The organism is Massilia sp. X63 (genome assembly GCF_041023745.1).
Classification (GTDB): Bacteria; Pseudomonadota; Gammaproteobacteria; order Burkholderiales; family Burkholderiaceae_D; genus Telluria.
The window spans coordinates 303,608-320,453 of the sequence record NZ_JBFTEF010000001.1 but is presented as its reverse complement, the minus strand read 5'-3'; the positions used below and the strand labels follow the sequence as shown (position 1 = coordinate 320,453).

At 67.4% G+C, this 16,846-nt stretch carries 15 protein-coding genes; 7 read left to right on the top strand and 8 right to left on the bottom strand.

The annotated features are described in order from the left end of the window. Window positions 1-39: 39 nt before the first annotated feature. The 3 genes from AB3347_RS01410 to AB3347_RS01400 are packed head-to-tail and all read right to left on the bottom strand — an operon-like array spanning window position 40 to window position 3,819. Window positions 40-1,461, bottom strand: a complete 1,422-nt coding sequence (locus AB3347_RS01410) for a glycoside hydrolase family 105 protein (protein ID WP_369089985.1) — start codon at window positions 1,459-1,461, stop codon at window positions 40-42. Between the two features lie 13 nt (window positions 1,462-1,474). After that, window positions 1,475-2,158, bottom strand: a complete 684-nt coding sequence (locus AB3347_RS01405) for a DUF6250 domain-containing protein (RefSeq protein WP_369089984.1) — start codon at window positions 2,156-2,158, stop codon at window positions 1,475-1,477. Continuing rightward, on the bottom strand, window positions 2,155-3,819 hold the full coding sequence (locus AB3347_RS01400; RefSeq protein ID WP_369089983.1) for a rhamnogalacturonan acetylesterase: 1,665 nt from the start codon (window positions 3,817-3,819) through the stop codon (window positions 2,155-2,157). The genes AB3347_RS01405 and AB3347_RS01400 overlap by 4 nt, the downstream gene beginning before the upstream one ends. A 151-nt stretch (window positions 3,820-3,970) precedes the next feature. Between AB3347_RS01400 and AB3347_RS01395 the strand changes: the two genes are divergently transcribed. Next, on the top strand, window positions 3,971-5,308 hold the full coding sequence (locus AB3347_RS01395; RefSeq protein ID WP_369089982.1) for a hypothetical protein: 1,338 nt from the start codon (window positions 3,971-3,973) through the stop codon (window positions 5,306-5,308). Window positions 5,309-5,348: 40 nt separating this feature from the next. Here the strand turns inward: AB3347_RS01395 and AB3347_RS01390 are convergent, their stop codons facing one another. Then, a complete protein-coding gene (locus AB3347_RS01390) occupies window positions 5,349-5,987 on the bottom strand; it encodes a DUF1080 domain-containing protein (RefSeq protein WP_369089981.1) in 639 nt (212 codons plus the stop codon). Window positions 5,988-6,025: 38 nt separating this feature from the next. Between AB3347_RS01390 and AB3347_RS01385 the strand changes: the two genes are divergently transcribed. Then, window positions 6,026-6,955, top strand: a complete 930-nt coding sequence (locus AB3347_RS01385) for an alpha/beta hydrolase (RefSeq protein ID WP_369089980.1) — start codon at window positions 6,026-6,028, stop codon at window positions 6,953-6,955. A 104-nt stretch (window positions 6,956-7,059) separates the two neighbouring features. Here the strand turns inward: AB3347_RS01385 and AB3347_RS01380 are convergent, their stop codons facing one another. From AB3347_RS01380 to AB3347_RS01365, 4 genes are all read right to left on the bottom strand, one after another. Next, a complete protein-coding gene (locus AB3347_RS01380; RefSeq protein ID WP_369090507.1) occupies window positions 7,060-7,374 on the bottom strand; it encodes an L-rhamnose mutarotase in 315 nt (104 codons plus the stop codon). A 71-nt stretch (window positions 7,375-7,445) separates the two neighbouring features. Then, complete coding sequence (rhaI, locus tag AB3347_RS01375; RefSeq protein ID WP_369089979.1) at window positions 7,446-8,741, bottom strand: L-rhamnose catabolism isomerase; 1,296 nt, start codon at window positions 8,739-8,741, stop codon at window positions 7,446-7,448. Between the two features lie 60 nt (window positions 8,742-8,801). Beyond that, on the bottom strand, window positions 8,802-10,910 hold the full coding sequence (locus tag AB3347_RS01370; protein WP_369089978.1) for a bifunctional rhamnulose-1-phosphate aldolase/short-chain dehydrogenase: 2,109 nt from the start codon (window positions 10,908-10,910) through the stop codon (window positions 8,802-8,804). Beyond that, the gene (locus AB3347_RS01365; RefSeq protein WP_369089977.1) at window positions 10,879-11,142 is read right to left on the bottom strand and encodes a hypothetical protein; all 264 of its coding nucleotides are present in this window, start codon (window positions 11,140-11,142) and stop codon (window positions 10,879-10,881) included. Before AB3347_RS01365 ends, AB3347_RS01370 begins: the two co-directional genes overlap by 32 nt. A 114-nt stretch (window positions 11,143-11,256) precedes the next feature. Between AB3347_RS01365 and AB3347_RS01360 the strand changes: the two genes are divergently transcribed. From AB3347_RS01360 to AB3347_RS01340, 5 genes are all read left to right on the top strand, one after another. Beyond that, window positions 11,257-12,117 carry a DeoR/GlpR family DNA-binding transcription regulator gene (locus AB3347_RS01360; protein ID WP_369089976.1) on the top strand — a complete coding sequence of 287 codons (861 nt, stop codon included), beginning with the start codon at window positions 11,257-11,259 and terminating at the stop codon, window positions 12,115-12,117. Beyond that, window positions 12,114-13,145 carry a rhamnose ABC transporter substrate-binding protein gene (gene rhaS / locus AB3347_RS01355; protein ID WP_369089975.1) on the top strand — a complete coding sequence of 344 codons (1,032 nt, stop codon included), beginning with the start codon at window positions 12,114-12,116 and terminating at the stop codon, window positions 13,143-13,145. Before AB3347_RS01360 ends, rhaS begins: the two co-directional genes overlap by 4 nt. 76 nt (window positions 13,146-13,221) lie before the next feature. After that, window positions 13,222-14,799, top strand: coding sequence for a sugar ABC transporter ATP-binding protein (locus tag AB3347_RS01350; RefSeq protein WP_369089974.1), 1,578 nt, complete (start codon window positions 13,222-13,224; stop codon window positions 14,797-14,799). After that, window positions 14,796-15,794, top strand: a complete 999-nt coding sequence (locus tag AB3347_RS01345) for an ABC transporter permease (RefSeq protein WP_369089973.1) — start codon at window positions 14,796-14,798, stop codon at window positions 15,792-15,794. Before AB3347_RS01350 ends, AB3347_RS01345 begins: the two co-directional genes overlap by 4 nt. Then, window positions 15,791-16,843, top strand: coding sequence for an ABC transporter permease (locus AB3347_RS01340; RefSeq protein ID WP_369089972.1), 1,053 nt, complete (start codon window positions 15,791-15,793; stop codon window positions 16,841-16,843). Before AB3347_RS01345 ends, AB3347_RS01340 begins: the two co-directional genes overlap by 4 nt. Window positions 16,844-16,846 lie beyond the last annotated feature (3 nt).

Sequence of the window (16,846 nt, the reverse complement as noted above, 5' to 3'; positions counted from 1 at the left end):
AACGCGTGGGCGGGAGACCCGCCCACCCTACGGACTCCGTTAGCGGGTTCCCTGGAACATCAAGCCGCTGTCGTTCAAGCCGAACTTGTACTTCTTGTTCATCTCGATGATCTCGGCCCCGGCCAGCAGCGCCGGGCCGTAGCCGTGCGCCGCCTTCACGCTGGTCGGACGGTAGGCGTAGAAGGCCGGGTCGAAGGCCATGCCGGTGCCCACGCAGATGCCTTCGATCTGGCCGCCCGCCGTCACCTTGCTGGCCACCGCGTTCCAGGCGTAGTTGGCCATCGGGCCGTACATCGCCGCGTCGACGTAGCCGCGGTTCACGGCGCGCGCGATCGCGTAGGTGTAGATCGCGGTGGCCGAGGTTTCCTGGTAGGTGTCGTTGCGGTCGATCAGCTGGTGCCAGAAGCCGTCCTTGGTCTGGTACGAGGCCAGGCCCTTGATGTGGGCGCGCAGCTGCTCCAGCACGGCCTTGTAGCCCTTGTGGTCCTTCGGCAGCACCTCCAGCACCTCGACCATGGCCATCACCGCCCAGCCGTTGGCGCGGGCCCAGTGGAATTCCGGATGGTCGCGCATGCCTTCGACGTAGCCGTGCATGTAGATGCCCAGCTTGGGGTTGAACATGCGCTTCGAGAACTGCAGCACCTGGTTGACCGCGTCGTCGTAGTGCTTGCGGTTGCCGGTGACCTTGCCCAGGTAGGCCATGGTCGGCACGCCCATGAACATGTCGTCCAGCCACAGCGTGTCCGGCAGCGGACGCATCTTGCGGCCGCCCTTGCCGTCCGGGCCGCCGCGGGCCAGCGTGCCGTCCTTCAGGCGGTACTCGTGCCTGGTGACGAAGTCGCCGCAGATGCCGATCATCTGGCTGTAGTCGACCTTGGTGCCGGCCACCTGGGCTTTCAGGAAGCTGTGGCACAGGGCGCCGGCATCGTCCAGCGCGTGCGGGTTCAGGAAGCTCTTGATCGGCGCGTGCGCGTTGGCGGTGTCCGCCTTCACCACCGGCAGGTAGGTCTTGGTCAGCTGCGACAGCAGCGCATGGCGCTTCTGGGTGTAGTCGGTATAGCGCTGGTCGCCGGTGGCCTGGCCGGCCGCCAGCATGCCCTGGTAGGTGACGCCCCATTCGTAGCTGGTCAGGCGGAAGTCGCCCGGCTTGAGCACCGCGTCCGGGTCGGCCTTGCTCAGGTCGGTGATCGGCGAATTGTCGCTCTTGTGGATCAGTTCCGCCGGGGTCGTGCGGTCCAGGTAGGCGAACACGCGGTCCAGCACCGCCTTGACCTCGTTCGCATCCATCGGCTGGTAGCGGGTCGGGTACTTCACGTCCAGTGCGTGCAGCATCGCATCGGCTGCGGCCGGACCTTTTTCCTGGGCGGCCGGCGCTTCTTGCGCCGCGACGTTCAGCGCCAGCGGGAAGCCGGCGGCCAGCAGGACCGCCATCAGGGTACGGCGCGGCAGGTGGGATTTCATCAGGGTGTCTCCTTTATTTCAACTGGTGGATCGTGAAGTTGTCGATGGTCTGGCGCGACCAGGTCGTGCGGAATCCCGTGTAGCCCCGGGTGTAGGGCTGGCGGTCGCGATAGGAAAGGACTTCGCGGCCGTCGATGCGCATGCGGGTGCAGCCGCGGTAGACCGCGATCTCGACCTGGTAGTCGCGGTTCGGCTCCAGCATCCAGTCCGGGCCGAGGCGCTCGCCGACCATCACGCGCTGGCCGCCGCCGTAGCGGCGCAGGCGCGTGGTCGTGTTGCCGTTGCCGCCGACGCCGGCATAGTACATGTCCAGGTCGTCGTAGTCCTCGAATTTGCCGGAGCGGGTGAACAGCGTGTTCCTGGCCGGGTCGCCCGCCATCCAGAAGTGGTTCAGGTCCGACAGGCGGTCGTTGGGGCCGCCATCCACCACCACCCGGCGGGTGTAGGCGACCAGGATGTTCCCGGACAGCGGCTTGTCGAGCCAGACGGTGGCGCCGGAATCGACGTCGATCACCAGGCGGCCGTCGCGGGTGCCGACGAAATTGCCCGGCTTGCGCGCGTACTCGCTGACGTAGCCCTTGAGCGGGCCCTCGAAGTCGTCGCGGTAGAGCAGCGCGCCGCGCTGCCCCCAGTCTTCGCAGGCCGCCTGCGCGCCGTTCGCGAGCAGCAGCATGGTGGCGATCAAGACCTTGCTCACTGGACGCCCGCCGCCTGGTCGGAAAAATAGGCGCGCAGCGGATTGCCCGGCAGCGCCTTCAGGCCCGCGACCACGCGCTGGGCGTTGAATTCGGCGCCGTCGGCGTTGGTATGGGTGCGCGCATCGGAAAAGAAGGTATCCACCCTGGCCGGCCCGATGGCGCGGTAGCCCTCGGTCACCAGCATGGTCAGGTCCATGAAATGGACGCTGCCCGCCTGGGCAACCTGCCGGCCCCACTCGGCGAAGTTGGCGAAGTCGCGCTCCTGCTGCCACTTGTCGCGGTGCGGGATCGGCGCGGCGATGACGACCGTCGCACCCCTGGCTTTCGCATCCGCGACGTAGCGCGCCATGTACCAGCCGAAGCTGTGCACCCGTTCCTTGCTGCCGTCGGGACGGGTGTCCTCGACCGTCTCGGGCCCGATGCCCGGCGCCGATGCGCGGTTCTTGTTGGCCGGGTCGCCGATGCGGCCGCCGTCGTTGTGGCCGAACTGGATCACGACGATGTCGCCCGCCTTGAGCTGGCCGAGCACGCGCTCCCAGCGGCCCTCGGTAAAGAAGGTGCGGCTGCTGCGCCCGCCGATGGCGGCATTGACCACGTTGATCCTGCGGGTATCGAAGTAAGGCGCGATGCGCTCGCCCCAGCCGATGGCGCCGTTCTGGCCGCCGCTCCTAACGGTGGAGTCGCCGACCAGGAACAGGGTCGGCAGCCTGGCGTCGCGCGGCGCTTCCTCGCGCACGGTGCGCGCATCGACCACCGGGCGCACGTCCTCGACAGGTTTCAGGAAGGCGTTCATGCGCGGGTCGCCCAGGGTTTTCAGCCCGGCCACGACCAGTTGCGCGTTGAGTGCGGCGCCGGCCCAGTTGGTATGGATGCGTTCTTCCGGCACGGAGGCCGGGAACATCTTCAGCACGGCCTCGCGGCCCATCTCGTCGTAGCGGCGCGCCGCCATCTCGTTCAGGTCGATGAAGCCGGTCTTTTCCTGGCGCGCCACCTGCTCGGCCCAGCCGGCGTAATCGCCCTTGTTGCGGCGGACCTTGCCGGCATCCGGGCCTTCTTCGTTCCACGCCTTGCGCGGAATCAGCGAGACCACCACCGGCGTCGCGCCTTTCGCGCGGATCTCGGCGATGAACTTGCGCAGGTACCAGCCGTAGCTGTGCACGGTCTCGCGCTTGCCGGTCAGGATGTTGTCGATGTCCTGCGACGCGTCGCCAATGCCGCGCAGGGTGCCGCGTGCGCGCTTGTCGTCGTTGACCGGTCCGGCGTCGTTGTGCCCGAACTGCATCAGCACGATGTCGCCCGCCTTCACCAGGGCCAGGCTGCGTTCCCAGTGGCCGCTGGTGATGTAGGTGCGGCTGGACAGGCCGCCGACGGCGCGGTTCACCACGTTCACCCGGGCCGGATCGAAGTAGGCCGCGAGCGGATTGCCCCAGCCCCACTGGCCGTCCTGGCCCTTGCCCTGGCCGTCGTCATGGCCGTTGCGCACGGTGGAGTCGCCGATCAGGATGATCGAAGGCAGCGCCGGGTTGGCCGGTTCGGGCAGCACGACCTGGGCACGGGCCGGATCGGTATTGACGGCGGCCGGCGGGGTTTGCGCCTGCGCCAGGCCGCAAGCCAGCAAGAGCATTGCGCCGGCACGAATCAGGGTGCCTAGGTAGGACATCGCGGGGTCTCCATGTGGAATAGTTTTCCCACGATTCTATGCGCCGCCGCTGAACCCGGCAGTAAAGACGCAGAAAGAATCAGCAGAATGATCAGACCTGAGCAAGTCGTGCTGGGAGAATGAGCGGACAACATCACAATATGGAGACCCCATGCCATCCCGCCTCGCCACCCTCTTCTGCCTTTCCGCCGCGCTCACGCTGAGCCTGGATGCTTCCGCCCAGATCGGCAAACGCTTCCCGTCCGAGCGCAAGCTCGTCAAGGACCCGGTCACCGGCACCATGCTCACCTTCCTGACCAGCAAACCGCACGGCGACTCGAAGATCTACCCGACCCACCCGCAATGGACCGCGGACGGCAAGTGGCTGGTGTTCCGCTCGCGCCTGGCCGGCAACGAAGCCATGGCGGTGAACGAGGCGACCGGCGACCTGGTGCAGGTCACCGAGGGCGGTTACACCGGCATGCTGAACCTCGCGCAGAAATCCATGAAGCTGTACTACATGCGCAACGCCGACGCCGGCCTGCAGATCGTGGAGACCGACCTGGCCCGGGTGTTTGCCGACAGCGCGCAGGGACGCATGCAGCCGGCCGGCGCCTACCAGCGCATCGTTTCCTCCCTGCCCGCCGAGCTGGAAGCCGGCGGCGACCTGGCCCTGGACGCCGACGAGGAGTGGGTCTACTTCAAGGTCGGCCCCGGCCAGGCCGCCAGGCACCTGGCGCCCGGCACCAGGATCGAACCGGCCTTCGGCCCGCGCAAGATGGGCGCCGGCCCGCAGGGCATCGCCCGGCTGAACGTGAAGACCGGCGAGATCAAGCACGTGGTCTCGGTGCCCTTCCAGGTCGGCCACATCCAGGCCAACCTGTGGAACCCGGGCGAGATCGTGTTCTGCTGGGAGACCGGCGGCAAGTCGCCGCAGCGCACCTGGACCGTGAAGGCGGACGGCAGCGGCCTGCGCCCGCTGTACCCGGAGGCGCCCTACGAATGGGTCACCCACGAGGCGGTGATCTCGAAGGACGAGGTGGCGATGGCGATCATGGGCCACCGCGCGATTCCCGGCGCGGCCAAGGCCGTGGATGCACCGGCCACCGACGTCGGCGGCGCCAACCCGGGCCAGGACGACGGCTGGGGCCAGACCGGCACCCGCGAGAAGCCGACCGGCCTGGCGATCGTCAACCTGCGTACCCGCCAGATGCAGATCGTCGGACAGACCGCATCTGGCAGCGGCCTGTGGCACGTGCACGGCTCCAGCGACGGCCGCTTCGCCGTGGGCGACGATTTCAGCCGCAGCGTCTACCTGATCGACCGCCGCTCGCGCGAAATGATGATGCTCACCACCGGCCACAAGACCACGGCCGCCGACCATACCCACCCGACCTTCAATGCGGACGGCACCAGAATCCAGATCCAGTCGGCCATGCTGTCGGAAGACGGCCGCTCGATGAACATCGTGGTGGTGCCGGTGCCGGAGGCCTGGCTCAAGCGCAAGTAAGTCAGGCAACTAAGTTAGGCAAGTGAGCCAGGCAAGTAAGCTAGGGGAGCGGCGTGATCGCGATGTTGCGCAGCTCGTAGGGTACGCCCTCGAGCTGGAAGCCGATCCGGCCGGCCCCTGGGTTCACCGCGCTGACGCGGTTCTGCGGCACGCCGTTGACCGTGACCTCGACCACGCCGTCGCGCGCCAGGATGTCGACGCTGTTCCACTCGCCGGCCGGGCGTTCGCTGTCCACGCCCGTGTGCCCCTTGATCGCCGGGTAGGCGCCGGGCGCCGTGGTGAGCGCTTCGGCGAACGAGGCGCCGGCCATCGGCAGGATGTCGCCGGCGAACCCGTGCTTGGTCTGCACCTGCACGCTGAGCGGCCAGGCGCCATCCTTCGGGCCGGACGCCACGTGCAGCAGCACCCCGGCATTGCCCGGCTTGCCCGGCCAGCGCCATTCGGCGTGCAGCCGGTAGTTGGTGTAGCTGGCGCGGGTGGCGATATAGCCGGCCGGCTTGCCGCTGACCTGGACCACACCGTCCGCGCCGCGGGTCCAGACCGAGGCCGGATCGACGCCTGGGGCGGCGACCAGCTCCAGCCCGTTCGCCTGGTCGAAGGGGCGCGCGCCCTGGCTGGCGCAGCCGGCGAGCACGCCGAGCGATGCGAGAATGCTGCAGAAATGTGAAAGCTTTACCATAAGAGGATATTCCCATGAATGAAAACAGGAGACGCACGATGACGCAGCTTGCTGCCGGCCTCGCGCTCACGACGATCGGATCCTTGCCCGCCGCGCTTGCCGCCACGTCGGCCGGTCCGCTGGTGCTGCCCTTGTGGCCGGAGGGCGTGCCGGACGCGAAACCCCAGCTCGGGCCCAACAAGGTCGACGACGAGGGCCGCACCACCAACATCACCGAGCCGACGCTGACCGTGTACCCGGCGGCGGTGGACCGCCCCAACGGCACCGCCGTCATCATCTGCCCGGGCGGCGGCTACGTGCGCCAGTCGACCCGGCGCGAGGGCGAGCAGTACGCACATTGGCTGAGCACCCTGGGCATCGCCAGTTTCGTGCTGACCTACCGCCAGCAGGAATTCGGCCATCCGGCGCCCTTGCGCGACGTGTTGCGCGCGGTGCGCCTGGTGCGCGCGCAGGCGGCGCAGTTCAAGATCCAGCCGGACCGCATCGGCGTGATGGGCAGCTCGGCGGGCGGCCACCTGGCCGCCACCGCCGGCACCCTGTACGCGCATCCGCTCGGCCGTACCGGCGCGGAACTCGACAAGGTCAGCGCCCGGCCGGATTTCCTGATGCTGATGTATCCGGTGATCGCCATGGAAGGACCGGCAGTGCATGCGGGTTCGCGCAAGGCGCTGCTGGGCGGCTCGCCATCCGCGGCCGACCTGGCCCTGATGTCGCCCGAGCGCCAGGTGACGGCCGCGAGCCCGCCCACCCTCCTGATCCATACCCAGGCCGACCAGGCGGTGCCGGTCGAGAACAGCATCCTGTTCTACCAGGCGCTCACCCGCAACAAGGTGCCGGCGGAGATGATGTTGTTCGAGCAGGGATCGCATGGAATGGGGATGCGGGATGGGCTGGGGACGGCGTCGAGCTGGCCGCGGCGGGCGGAGGAATGGCTCAGGATGCGCGGGCTGCTCGACAAGGCCGGATGATCGCATGCGGCCGGCTCTGCCGGCCTGCCGTTCAAGCAGCGATAAAATGGCCGCGCGGGCAACAGCACCGTCGTTTGAACGCGCGGTCGGCGACGCCGACCACCCTAGGCCATGTGGAACACTTGCGTGAGCGGCCATTCCTTCGGCCGGTTCCCCGGCTCGACTTCCATCAGGTCGGCCATGTAGTCCCACCAGCGCTTCATCACCGGATGTTCCGGCAGCGGCGCCAGCTGGTGCCCCGGGCGCAGCTTCATGACGGCGAACAGGTCCAGCGTCGCTTCGTCCAGGAAGATCGCATAATCGTGGATGCCGGCCTCGCTCAGCAGCGCGGACAGCTCCGGCCAGATCTCGTCGTGCCGGCGGCGGTATGCTTCCTCGTTGCCCGGCTTGAGCTTCATGCGGAATGCACGGGTAGTGATGTTCATGTCTTGTACGGCTCCATAAAAAAACGCCCCAGGCATGAACCCGGGGCGCCATTGTCACGACAGGCTCAGACGATGCCGCTGCTGCTGGCGCCGGCCTTGGCCGGACGGGCGCTGGCGACACGGTCGCGGTAGCCGCTGGCGCGGTAGGCAGCCACCGGGTCGGCGGCGCCCCCCTGGCGCACGCGCGCCATCGCCAGAATCGGGCTGACGTCGGTGCGGAAGGCGCGCTTCAGGCACTGGGCGGCCTGCAGCACGTCGTTCTGCTCCTGCAGGTCGGCCAGTTCCTTGCGGTCGACCAGGGCCGACTGCACGAACGAGCGCTGCACTTCGGCGGCGCTGCTCATCAGGCTTTCGATCGGGTCGGTCACGTTGTGCGACTGGTCCAGCATGTAGGCCGGCTTGAAGGCCGGACCGTCGCGCAGGGCGGCATCGGCCAGTTCGTTGAAGACCAGGAACAGCTGGAACGGGTTGATCGAGCCCGAATCCAGGTCGTCGTCGCCGTACTTGCTGTCGTTGAAGTGGAAGCCGCCGAGTTTGCCGAACTGCGCCAGGCGGGCCACGATCATCTCGATGTTGGTGTTCGGCGCATGGTGGCCCAGGTCGACCAGGCACTTGGCCTTCGGGCCCAGGGTGGTGGCGCAGGCGAAGCTGGTGCCCCAGTCGGCGATGGTGGTGGCGTAGAAGGCCGGCTCGAACAGTTTATGTTCGATGAAGATGTTCCAGTCGTCGGGCAGCGCGGCGTAGATCTGGCGCATGCTTTCCAGGTAGCGTTCCAGCGCACCGCGCAGATTGCTCTGGCCCGGGAAGTTGGCGCCGTCGCCGACCCAGACGGTCAGGGCCTGCGAACCGAGCGCCTTGCCCAGTTCGATGCATTCGATGTTGTGGGCCACCGCCTGGGCGCGTGCCTGGGCGTTCATCGAGGTCAGGCTGCCGTACTTGTAGCTGTGCTCCTGGCCCACCTGGTCCTGGAAGGTGTTCGAGTTGACGGCGTCGAAGCCCAAACCCAGTTCGTCGGCGATGCCGCGCAGCTCGGCGGCGTCGCTTGGCTTGTCCCACGGGAAGTGCAGCGACACGGCCGCGGTGGCGCGGCTCAGCTGGTTGATCACGCCGCAGTCTTCCAGCTTCTCGACCACGTTGCGCGGCTCGCCGCGGCCCGGGAAGCGCGCGAAGCGGGTGCCGCCGGTGCCGGCGCCCCAGCTCGGGACCGCCACTTCGAAGCTCTGCGCCAGCGCGGTCAGTTTCTCGATGTCCAGGCCGCGGCGCGCCAGCACCCCGCCCAGCGCGTCATAGTCGGCCTGCAGGCCGGCTTCCAGTTTGGCGTTCTGGTCCTGGACCAGGCCCGCGTCGATCAGGCTTTTCATATGTGTCTCCTTCATGCTGCGGTAGCAGGGGCGTAGCCCCGTGCTCCGCAGCCTTCTATTTTAGCGGGTGAATGCAGCGGCGTTGCCGGCATCGACGTTCAGGATGTTGCCGGTGCTCTTGCCCGACTTGTCGCTGGCGAAGAAGTACACCGCTTCGGCGATGTCTTCCGGCAGCACGCTCAGTTTCAGCATCGAGCGCTTGCGGTAGAACTCTTCGATGTCATCAAGGCCGATCTTGTTCGACGCCGCGCGCTCTTCCTTCCACTTGCCGTCCCAGATGCGCGAGCCCTTGATGACCGCGTCCGGATTGACCACGTTGACGCGGATGCCGTGCTCGGCGCCTTCCAGCGCGATGCAGCGGGCCAGGTGCAGTTCGGCGGCCTTGGCGGTGCAGTAGGCCGAGGCGCCGCTCGATGCAACCAGTCCGTTCTTGCTGCCGACGAAGACCATGCTGCCGCCCAGCTTCTGCTGCTTCATGATCTGGAAGGCGTTGCGGCTCACCAGGAAGTAGCCGGTCACCAGGATGTCCTGGTTGCGTTTCCAGGTCTCGAGCGAGGTTTCGTCCAGCGGCGCCGCCGAGGCGATGCCGGCGTTCGACACCAGCAGGTCGACGCCGCCGAAACGCAGGGAGGTGTCCAGCAGTACCTGGGCGACTTCTTCCTCGCTGGTGATATTGCCGCGCACGACCGCGACATTGTCCTTGCCGGCCACCTTGCCCAGGTCCGCTTGCGCCCTGGCCAGGGCCTCGTCGTCGATGTCGGTCACCATCACGCAGGCGCCTTCCTGCAGCAGCTGGCGGGCGACCGCCTGGCCGATGCCGCCGGCGCCGCCGGTCACCAGGGCGATGCGGCCGGCCAGGCTCTTCGGCTTGGGCATGCGCTGCAGCTTGGCCTCTTCGAGCAGCCAGTATTCGATGTCGAAGGCTTCCTGTTCCGGCAGGCCGACGTAGCTGTCGACGCCGTTCGCGCCGCGCATCACGTTGATGGCGTTGACGTAGAACTCGCCGGCGATGCGGGCGGTCGCCTTGTCCTTCGCGAAGGACAGCATGCCCACGCCCGGGATCAGGTAGATGATCGGGTTGGCGTCGCGGATCTTCGGGCTGGTGGCGCGCTTGCAGCGCTCGTAGTAAGCCGTATAGTCGGCGCGGTAATCCACCAGGGCCTGGTCAAGGCCGGCGACCAGGCGATCGAAGTCGGGCGCAGCCGGGTCGAAGTCCAGCACCAGCGGGCGGATCTTGGTGCGCAGGAAGTGGTCGGGGCAGGACGTGCCGAGGGCCGCCAGCGGCTTCAGGTCGGCGCTGCAGACGAATTCCAGCACGGCGGCGCTGTCGTCGAAGTGGCCCAGCTTGTATTCTTCCTGGCTGATCTTGCCGCGCAGCAGAGGCATCAGGCGCGACACCAGGGCGGCGCGCTCGTTCGCGGGCAGCGCCTGGGCGGCCTGGCCGCCGAACACCGGCTGCTGGATGTTCGCGGCCAGCCAGTCCTCGGCGCGCTTGATGATCGCCAGCGTGGTTTCGTAGCAGGACTTGGCGGTGTCGCCCCAGGTGAACAGGCCGTGGCCTTCCAGGATGATGCCCTTCAGTTGCGGGTTCTCTTGCGACACCTGTTCCAGCTTCAGGCCCAGGTCGTAGCCCGGACGCTGCCACGGCAGCCAACCCAGCTCGCCTTCGAAGATCTTGGCGGTCAGTTCCTTGCTGTTCTTGCAGGCGGCGATCGCGATGCACGAATCCGGGTGCATGTGGTCGACGTGCTTGTGGGCGATGTAGGCGTGCAGCGGGGTGTCGATGCTGGCCGCGCGCGGGTTCAGGTTGAAGGTGCAGTGCGGCAGGTAGCCGACCATCTCGTCTTCGTGCTCGAGGCCGCGGTAGCGCCCTTTCAGGGCCTGCAGCTTCGACATGTACAGGGTCGAGAAGCCGTCCAGCTTGATCGACCCCAGGTCGCCGCCCGAGCCTTTCACCCACAGCACCTCGACCTGCTCGCCCGACAGCGGGTCGGTCATGCTGACCTTGGCCGAGGTATTGCCGCCGCCAAAATTGGTAATGCGCAGGTCCGAACCGAGCAGGTTCGAACGGTACAGCAGCAGTTCCGGCTCGCTCAGGTTCGCGGCCACGCTGTCGTCCCAGCGTGAAGTGATCGGTTCACGCTGTTTCGTTTCGCTCATTGCGCCCATCAAATATCTCCAAGTTGATTGTTTTGTCATCGTCCGAACGGTCGATGCGTCTCTTTCGCATGTCCTGCAGCCGCCACGCTGTGCGGCACCGGAACACAGTAGAAATCAGCCGGGCAAGGGGTGTCAACGCGGAAACGATCAACTTGCTGACCATCTCGCAATCAATCATCCGCTTGATCGAATTGCGCGTTTGTGCGTTGCAGCGGAAGCAAATAATCAGTCGCTTGATCATTTGATGATTGACGTTACGGCAGTGCTTGATTAATACTTTTGTCACACACCGCGATTCCACTAGGAACGACGGACACGCCGCAACGAAAAACAGACGGCTTTCGGAGGAGACAACATGGTGAATCACAAACGCCGCAAGCGTTTGCTGAAGCTGCTTGCCGAGCATGGAACGGCAACGGTCCAGCAGCTTGTCGAATGGCTCAACGCATCCCCGGCGACGGTTCGTCGCGACATCAGCTGGCTGGCCGGCCGCAACCTGCTTACCCGCACCCGCGGCGGGGCCGAGAACCTGCTGCCGAAGACGCGCCAGTTCTCGCTGACCAGCGAAACCTTCCAGAACAACATCCAGTGCTTCGCAGCGCGCAAGCGCGCCATCGCCCGCCATGCGGCCGGCATGTGCAGCGACGGCGAGACCATCATCATCAACGGCGGCACGACCACCTTCATGATGGCCGAGTTCCTCACCGAGAAGCACCTGAAGATCCTCACCAACTCCTTCCTGATGGCCGAGCGCCTGCTGGTATCGAGCGAGAACGAGATCATCGTGCCGGGCGGGCGCGTCTACCGCGAGCAGAACGTCATCCTCTCCCCGTTCGACAACGACATCACCCAGCACCACTACGCCACCAAGATGTTCATGAGCGTGTACGGCCTGTCGCTGCTGGGGCTGATGGAAGCCGATCCGCTCCTGATCCAGGCCGAGAAGCGCCTGATCAGCCAGGCCGAGGAACTGGTGGTGCTGGCCGACAGCTCGAAGTTCGCGCGCAAGGCCGGCCTGATCCTGTGCGGCCTGGACCGCGTCTCCACCGTCATCACCGACACCAATGCCTCCGACAAGGCCGTGCAGCTGCTCGAGCAGTACGGCGTGAAGGTGGTCACCGTCGAACCCGACGGCGAACAGGCCGTCCTGAACACGCCGCGCTACGGCACCCAATATGACCTGCAGTCCGCAGCACTGATGGAGCTTTCCCATTGAAGATCAAGCCGATTAAACACTTCCTGCTCGCGGCGGCCGCCGTCGGCATCCTTGCCGGCCTGGCCGGCTGCGGCGAGAAGAAATCCGACCCGGCCGCGCCGCAACAGACGAAGATCGCGATGGTCGTGAAGAGCCTCGGCAACGGCTTCTTCGACGCCGCCCACACCGGCGCCAAGGAAGCCGCCAGCCAGATCGGCGGCGTCGAGGTGATCTACACCGGACCCACCACGCCCAGCGCCGAAGGCCAGATCGAGATCATCAACTCCCTGATCAGCCAGAAGGTCGACGCCATCGTGGTCTCGGCCAACGATCCGAACGCCCTGGTGCCGATCACCAGGAAGGCGATGCAGCGCGGGATCAAGGTGATCTCCTTCGACAGCGGCATCGCCCAGGGCGGCCGCCAGATGCAGCTGAACCCGTCCAATGCGGAGCTGATCGGCGAGAAGCAGATCCAGATGGCGGCCAAGGAACTCGGCGGCAAGGGCGAACTGGCGATCCTGTCGGCCTCGGCCCAGGCGACCAACCAGAACATCTGGATCGGCGTCATGAAGAAGACCCTGGAAAAGCCCGAATACAAGGACCTGAAGCTGGTGGCCACCGTCTACGGCGACGACCAGTCGGACAAGAGCTACCGCGAAGCCATCGGCCTGCTGCGCAGCCACCCGAACCTGAAGGCGATCATCGCCCCGACCACGGTCGGCATCGTCGCCGCCAGCAAGGCGGTCGCCGACGAAGGCCTGGTGGGCAAGGTGTTCGTCACCGGCCTGGGCCTGCCGTCCGAGATGGCCGGCCACGTCAAGAGCGGCGCGGTGCGCGAGTTCGCGATCTGGAACCCGATCGACCTCGGCTACGCCGCCACCTACGCCGCGCACCAGTTCGTGACCGGCAAGGCCAAGGCCGAACCCGGCGCCAGCGTCTCGGTCGGCCGCCTCGGCAGCGTGACCATGGATGCCAATGGCGAAGCCGCCCTCGGCCCGCCGTTCACCTACAACGCCGAGAACGTCGAGCAGTTCGCGAAGTTGTTCTGACCGACCCGGCTCCGCCGCCGCGCGACGCATGTCCCGAGCATGGCCGCGCGGCGCCTTTCACCTTGAGCGACACCCTATGCCAGTGACCCAACTGACAAGCCCTCCCCTACGCCGCGCAAACGAGGCCGCCGCCGATCCGGCCGGCGCCCCGGTCCTGCAACTGACCGGCATCACCAAGCGCTTCAACGGCGTCCACGCCCTGAACGGCGTGCGGCTCTCCATCCGCCCGGGCGAAGTGATGGCCCTGATCGGCGAGAACGGCGCCGGCAAGTCGACCCTGGTCAAGACCCTGACCGGCATCCACCGCCCGGACGCCGGCAGCATCCTGCTGGACGGGAAGGAAGTCGCCTTCGGCAGCCCGCAGGAAGCGATGGCGGCCGGGATCACCGCGGTGCACCAGGAAACCGTGATGTTCGACGAACTGTCGGTGGCCGAGAACATCTACGTCGGGCGCCATCCGACCCGCGGCCTGGCCAGGCGCATCGACTGGCACGACATCGAGCGGGAAGCCGAACGCCTGTTCGCGCGCCTCGAGGTGGCCCTGCCGGTGCGCGCCCGCGTGCGCGACCTGTCGGTGGCGCAGCGCCACTTCGTCGAGATCGCGCGCGCCCTGTCGCAGGATGCGCGCGTGGTGATCATGGACGAGCCCACCGCCGCCCTGTCGCAGCGCGAGATCCGCGAGCTGTACCGCATCATCGCGCAGCTGAAGGCGGCCGGCACCGCCGTCATCTTCATCTCGCACAAGTTCGACGAAATCTTCGAAGTGGCCGACTGCTACACCGTGCTGCGCGACGGCCAGTTCGTGGCCGAAGGCCGCCTGGCCGACATCGGCGAACCGGAACTGGTGGCCCTGATGGTGGGCCGCGCCGTGCACCAGGCCTACCCCAAGGCCGAGGTCGAGATCGGTGCCCCGCTGCTGGAAGTACAGAACCTGTGCCACCCGACCGAGTTCCAGGACGTCAGCTTCACCCTGCGCAAGGGTGAGATCCTGGGCTTCTACGGCCTGGTGGGCGCCGGCCGCTCGGAAGTGATGCAGGCCCTGTTCGGCCTCACCGGCAATGTGCGCGGCAGCGTGCGCCTGGAGGGCAGGGATGCGCGCTTCGGCGCCCCGCGCGATGCCATCGCCGCCGGCCTGGCCTACGTGCCGGAAGACCGCCAGCAGCACGGCGCCCACCTGAGCCAGCCGATCGCGCACAACATCACCCTGCCGATCCTGTCGCGCTTCGGCTTCTTCACCCGCGCCCGTGCGCAAAACCAGGTGGCGCGCCGCTTCGCCGAGCAGCTCGAACTCAAAGCCCACCACTTGCAGCAGAACGTCGCCGAGCTGTCCGGCGGCAACCAGCAGAAGGTGGTGCTCGGCAAGTGGCTGGCCACCGATCCGAAAGTCATCATCCTGGACGAGCCGACCAAGGGCATCGACATCGGCTCCAAGGCCGCGGTGCACCGCTTCATCAGCGAGCTGGTACAGCGCGGCCTGTCGGTGATCCTGGTGTCGTCCGAACTGCCCGAGGTGCTGGGCCTGGCCGACCGCGTGGTCGTGATGCGCCAGGGCCGCGTGGTGCGCGAGTTCGCGCGCCAGGACGCCACGCCCGAAACCGTGGTCGCGGCGGCATCCGGCGTCGACCTGAACGCAGCGAACGAGGCGGCAGCATGAACAAGAACCTGCTCAAGCAACGCGAGCCCCTGCTCGCCCTGATGGTGGTCGCGCTGGTGCTGCTGGTGGGCCTGCGCGCGCCGGTGTTCCTGAGCGCCGGCTCGCTGGCCAACCTGCTCACCGACAGCACCCTGCTGGTGATGCTGGCGCTGACCCAGATGCTGGTCATCGTCACGCGCGGCATCGACCTGTCGGTCGCCTCGACCCTGGCCCTGGCGGGCATGGTCGCGGCCATGCTGGCCGCCGCCAATCCGGCGCTGCCGCTGGCGCTCGTGATGCTGGCCGCCACCGCCACCGGCCTCGCCGCCGGCCTGCTCAACGGCTGGCTGATCGGCTACCTGGGGCTGCCGCCGATCGTGGTCACGCTCGGCACCATGAGCGTCTACCGCGGCCTGGTGTTCGTGATCTCGGGCGGGGCCTGGGTCTCGGCGCACCAGATGCCGGCCGGCTTCGTCGCCTTCCCCTTGCAGCGCCTGCTCGGCCTGCCGCACCTGGTATGGATCGCCCTGCTTGCCGTGCTGGCGATGGTGTTCGTGGCCCGCTACACCCGCTTCGGGCGTGACCTGTACGCGATCGGCAATGCGCCGCACTGCGCCGCCTACATCGGCATCCCCACCGCCAGGCGCCTGTTATGGACCTACGGCCTGTCGGGCATGGTCGCCGGCCTGTGCGGCTACCTGTGGGTGGCGCGCTATGCCGTGGCCTACACCGAGATCGCCTACGGCTTCGAATTCACCGTGATCGCCGCCTGCGTGATCGGCGGCGTCAGCATCGCCGGCGGCGTCGGCTCGGTACTGGGCGCCATGCTCGGCGCGCTGTTCCTGTCGGTAATCGGCAATGCGCTGCCGGTGCTGCAGGTCTCGCCCTTCTGGCAAAGCGCCCTGACCGGCGCCGTGATCCTGGTCGCCGTCCTGCTCAACGCCCGCGGCAACCGCCACCGCAGCCGCCAGATCCTGCCGCTGCACAAGCTTGACAACCTGAGGAGCGCCGCGTGAACGCGACCACCGCTGCACAAACCGCGGCCCGGACCGAGGCCCGGACCGACGTGGAGGTGGCGACCACCTCCCGCTACACCATCCTGGACCGCGAAAAGCCGGCCCTGCGCCACCTGCTGGGGCGCTGGGAGACCCTGCTCGCGGTGCTGCTGCTGGCGGTGTTCGTGGCCGGCGGCGTCACCCTGCCGCACTTCCTCGATCCCTACAACCTGCTGGACGGCACCGCCAACTTCAGCGAAAAAGCGCTGATCGCACTGCCGATGGCCTTGTTGATCATCTGCCGCGAGATCGACATCTCGGTGGCCGGCACCCTGGCGCTGTGCTCGGTGGCCATGGGCCTGGCCCAGCAGGCCGGCGCGCCCGCCGAGACCCTGATCCTGGTGGCCCTGGCCACCGGCACGGTGTGCGGCTGGCTGAACGGCTTCCTGGTGACGCGCTTCATGCTGCCCTCGATCGTGGTCACCATCGGCACCGTCTCGCTGTACCGCGGCCTGGCCAGCGTCGTGCTTGGCGACAAGGCTTTCACCAACTACCCGGAAGCGATGACCAACTGGGGCCAGGGCGTGTTCTTCGGCATGGTGCCGCGCAGCTTCGTGATCCTGCTCGGCTTCGCCCTGCTGTTCGCACTGGTGCTGCACTGGACCTCGACAGGGCGCCGCATCTACGCGATCGGCAACAACCCGGACGCGGCCCGCTTCTCCGGGATCGCGGTCGACCGCTACCGCCTGGGGCTGTTCATGCTCACCGGCGCCATGGCCGGCCTGGCCGCCTTCCTGCTGACCGGCCGCATCGGCAGCACCCGCCCCAACATCGCCACCGGCTGGGAACTCGAGATCATCACCATGGTGATCCTGGGCGGCGTGAGCATCGCCGGCGGGGCCGGCACCATCGGCGGCGTGCTGCTGGCCGTGCTGACCATGGGCGCCGTGACCTACGGCCTGGCCCTGGCCAACGTGCCCGGCATCTACATGACCATCGTGGTCGGCGTGCTGCTGCTCGCCACCATCGCCGTGTCGCGCCTGGTGCGCGGCAAACCGACCCGCCACTGACAC

Excerpts from the sequence above, each read along its gene's own strand:
- AB3347_RS01345 (WP_369089973.1), top strand. The coding sequence starts at position 14,796 with ATGAACAAGAACCTGCTCAAGCAACGCGAGCCCCTGCTCGCCCTGATG.
- AB3347_RS01390 (WP_369089981.1), bottom strand. The coding sequence starts at position 5,987 with ATGGTAAAGCTTTCACATTTCTGCAGCATTCTCGCATCGCTCGGCGTG.
- AB3347_RS01385 (WP_369089980.1), top strand. The coding sequence starts at position 6,026 with ATGACGCAGCTTGCTGCCGGCCTCGCGCTCACGACGATCGGATCCTTG.
- AB3347_RS01360 (WP_369089976.1), top strand. The coding sequence starts at position 11,257 with ATGGTGAATCACAAACGCCGCAAGCGTTTGCTGAAGCTGCTTGCCGAG.
- AB3347_RS01370 (WP_369089978.1), bottom strand. The coding sequence starts at position 10,910 with ATGGGCGCAATGAGCGAAACGAAACAGCGTGAACCGATCACTTCACGC.
- AB3347_RS01350 (WP_369089974.1), top strand. The coding sequence starts at position 13,222 with ATGCCAGTGACCCAACTGACAAGCCCTCCCCTACGCCGCGCAAACGAG.
- rhaI (WP_369089979.1), bottom strand. The coding sequence starts at position 8,741 with ATGAAAAGCCTGATCGACGCGGGCCTGGTCCAGGACCAGAACGCCAAA.
- AB3347_RS01410 (WP_369089985.1), bottom strand. The coding sequence starts at position 1,461 with ATGAAATCCCACCTGCCGCGCCGTACCCTGATGGCGGTCCTGCTGGCC.
- AB3347_RS01400 (WP_369089983.1), bottom strand. The coding sequence starts at position 3,819 with ATGTCCTACCTAGGCACCCTGATTCGTGCCGGCGCAATGCTCTTGCTG.
- AB3347_RS01395 (WP_369089982.1), top strand. The coding sequence starts at position 3,971 with ATGCCATCCCGCCTCGCCACCCTCTTCTGCCTTTCCGCCGCGCTCACG.
- AB3347_RS01365 (WP_369089977.1), bottom strand. The coding sequence starts at position 11,142 with ATGATCAAGCGACTGATTATTTGCTTCCGCTGCAACGCACAAACGCGC.